We start from the raw sequence: 2,513 nt of genomic DNA on the forward strand, positions 1-2,513 counted from the left end.
TCTCCTCTTAACATTGCTTTATACATTTAGGTTTTGCCTCGCCCACCTACTTAGTAGATATCGCACAACTGAAAAATTTCCTTTCAACTCTTTCTTACCTTTGCGCCTTTGCGTGAAACTAATTCATACTTATACAAAAAAATCCCCAATTCTTGCGCTGAGGATTTTTTTATTTTAGATGGGTAGTACCAGACTCGAACTGATGACATCCTGCTTGTAAGGCAGGCGCTCTACCAACTGAGCTAACCACCCGTTTTCTCTTACAGTTAACCAATATAGCAAAGTATTTCTAATCGCGCAAGCCCTTTGGGAAAAGTTTTTTTTCACGTACAATAATAACTCAGTAATTCTTTGTCCACAGGCGATTTAACTGTATTATGCCCTCTGGTGGAACCCACGATCGCATCACTTTATATACTCTGCCTGTAATCGCTGGTGTCACTTTATGGCAAACTCGCAGCAGCAATTTAACTTTGTTGGTTGCTAGTGGGTTTATGTTTAGCGGTTTGATGTTCGGCCCCGATTTGGATATTTACTCGCGTCAGTTTCAACGCTGGGGCTTTTTGCGCTGTATTTGGCGACCTTATCAAAAACAGCTGCGTCATCGTTCTGTCTGGTCTCATGGGCCGATTGTGGGGACGGTGATCCGGGTGTTTTATCTGGGCTGTTTGCTGTGGTTGGTGGCGATCGCCTTTTTGCTGGTTGGGGAAATATTTGGGGTTGTAACTTTGACTTGGCGGGATTTGGGCGGGGTTTTTGGGCGATCGCTTGTGGTTTACACTACTGAATATTTGGCTTTGTTTGTGGGCTTGGAGTTGGGGGCGATGAGTCACTCTCTCAGCGATTGGGGGGGTTCGGCTTATAAGCGGGTGCAAAAGCAGGGGGTGCGGAGTCTGCTTCCGAGTGGGAAGGGGAGGAAGAGGGGGAGGGTTAAACGCAAAGGTTAGTCAATACTAGTTTTAAAGAGTGTATTTGTTAATGAATGGTAGCAAAAAAGTATCGGTTTTCCAGATACCATAGCTTAAGTTTCGTTGTTAATCTGAAGTTAACTAGAAGATTTGAGTACAACCGTTTTCACAAGTCACAGTTTCAGGATGGAATCATGACACAACCTAACTTAACCCCAGCTATTGCCATCAATATTCCCCATACTCTCACACTTCAAATTTCCCATGAGCAATTCGTGGATTTGGCACTCGCTAACCGAGATTTACAATTAGAACGAGATGCTACGGGGGAGTTAATTATTATGCCACCAACGGGCAGTGATACTGGAAAAAGAAACTTGGATATTGCTGGACAACTGTGGTTTTGGAACCGTCAAACTAAATTAGGAGAAGCTTTTGATTCTTCCACAGGTTTTCGTCTTCCCAATGGTGCTAATCGCTCTCCTGATGCAGCTTGGGTAAGTAAACAAAGATGGGATGCTCTGACTTTAGAACAGCAAGAAAGTTTTGCACCAATTTGTCCTGATTTTGTGCTGGAATTACGTTCTAAAACGGACTCTCTAGAAAAGTTGCAAGCGAAAATGAGGGAATATATAGAAAATGCTGCTGTTTTGGGTTGGTTGATTGACCGCAAAAATCAACGAGTAGAAATTTATCGTTCTGGTAGAAATGTGGAAGTTTTAGATCATCCTGTGAGTTTATCAGGGGAAGATGTTTTGCCTGGGTTTGTGTTGGATTTAACCGAAGTTTGGAGTTAAAATATGGCTATTGTTGATATAACAGATAAATGATGGTTGCTGAGTTTAGCTCTAAAGTTAAAATCCTATGAAGACTTTCACCGCAATAATTGAGAGAGATTCACAGACAAATCTTTATGTGGGTTATGTACCTGGATTTCCTGGGGCGCATTCTCAAGGTGAGACTTTGGATGAATTACAGCAAAATTTACGTGAAGTAATTGAGATGCTGCTTGAAGATACTGAACCGATTTTTGAGACAGAGTTTATTGGTACACAACAGATTATACTTCACTCGGCATGAGTAATATACCTGTCCTCAAGCCTCAAGAGGTAGTGCGAATCCTGGAAAAGCTGGGATTTGTAGAAGTACGTCAGACAGGTTCTCATAAACAGTTTCGTCATGAAGATGGTCGAGGAACAACCGTCCCATTTCATAAAGGACGTGATATTTCACCAACTTTGCTACGGAAGATTGCGAGTGACATTAATTTGACAGTTGAGGAAATGCTGTCAGCGCGCTAATGTTTAAGTATTTTCTATCGCTAAAAAGATGATGTTTTAAAAGTTTGGGAGAATATAAATCCTGTTAGAAAAATTAATAATTTATCCGAAAAAAGGTGATATTTATGAGAGAAATAGCTGAATTTTATTGACTGCATTGATAATCAGAGAGGATGTCTTTTGTATTTCTGCTCTAGTTGTAAATTTACCAATACCAATTCTTAACGCTCCTTCAATCAGATTTTCGGCAAGATTCATCGCTTGTAAAACGCAGGGTCAGCGCATCTCAAACCCTGTTGACAAGAGGACTTGCCTAATCAGCAAT

5 protein-coding genes and 1 tRNA gene are annotated in these 2,513 nt (G+C 41.1%); 4 read left to right on the forward strand and 2 right to left on the reverse strand.

Annotation, left to right across the window (positions count from 1 at the left end):
* Positions 1 to 179: 179 nt before the first annotated feature.
* Positions 180 to 252, reverse strand: a tRNA-Val gene (locus ACM0OP_RS23935).
* Positions 253 to 377: 125 nt separating this feature from the next.
* Between ACM0OP_RS23935 and ACM0OP_RS23940 the strand changes: the two genes are divergently transcribed.
* From ACM0OP_RS23940 to ACM0OP_RS23955, 4 genes are all read left to right on the forward strand, one after another.
* A complete protein-coding gene (locus tag ACM0OP_RS23940) occupies positions 378 to 947 on the forward strand; it encodes a metal-binding protein (RefSeq protein ID WP_414530908.1) in 570 nt (189 codons plus the stop codon).
* 155 nt (positions 948 to 1,102) lie between these two features.
* A complete protein-coding gene (locus ACM0OP_RS23945; protein WP_414530909.1) occupies positions 1,103 to 1,705 on the forward strand; it encodes a Uma2 family endonuclease in 603 nt (200 codons plus the stop codon).
* Between the two features lie 67 nt (positions 1,706 to 1,772).
* Positions 1,773 to 1,988 (forward strand): type II toxin-antitoxin system HicB family antitoxin, encoded by a 216-nt coding sequence (locus ACM0OP_RS23950; protein ID WP_063874139.1) that lies wholly within the window; start codon positions 1,773 to 1,775, stop codon positions 1,986 to 1,988.
* A complete protein-coding gene (locus ACM0OP_RS23955) occupies positions 1,985 to 2,209 on the forward strand; it encodes a type II toxin-antitoxin system HicA family toxin (protein ID WP_414530910.1) in 225 nt (74 codons plus the stop codon). The genes ACM0OP_RS23950 and ACM0OP_RS23955 overlap by 4 nt, the downstream gene beginning before the upstream one ends.
* Before the next feature lie 102 nt (positions 2,210 to 2,311).
* Here ACM0OP_RS23955 and ACM0OP_RS23960 read toward each other — a convergent pair whose 3' ends face one another.
* Entirely contained in the window at positions 2,312 to 2,446 is a 135-nt protein-coding gene (locus ACM0OP_RS23960; RefSeq protein WP_414530911.1) for a hypothetical protein, read from the reverse strand.
* Positions 2,447 to 2,513 lie beyond the last annotated feature (67 nt).

Source organism: Nodularia chucula CCY0103 (assembly GCF_963923915.1).
GTDB lineage: Bacteria > Cyanobacteriota > Cyanobacteriia > Cyanobacteriales > Nostocaceae > Nodularia > Nodularia chucula.

Excerpts from the sequence above, each read along its gene's own strand:
- ACM0OP_RS23955 (WP_414530910.1), top strand. The coding sequence starts at position 1,985 with ATGAGTAATATACCTGTCCTCAAGCCTCAAGAGGTAGTGCGAATCCTG.
- ACM0OP_RS23945 (WP_414530909.1), top strand. The coding sequence starts at position 1,103 with ATGACACAACCTAACTTAACCCCAGCTATTGCCATCAATATTCCCCAT.
- ACM0OP_RS23940 (WP_414530908.1), top strand. The coding sequence starts at position 378 with ATGCCCTCTGGTGGAACCCACGATCGCATCACTTTATATACTCTGCCT.
- ACM0OP_RS23960 (WP_414530911.1), bottom strand. The coding sequence starts at position 2,446 with ATGAATCTTGCCGAAAATCTGATTGAAGGAGCGTTAAGAATTGGTATT.
- ACM0OP_RS23950 (WP_063874139.1), top strand. The coding sequence starts at position 1,773 with ATGAAGACTTTCACCGCAATAATTGAGAGAGATTCACAGACAAATCTT.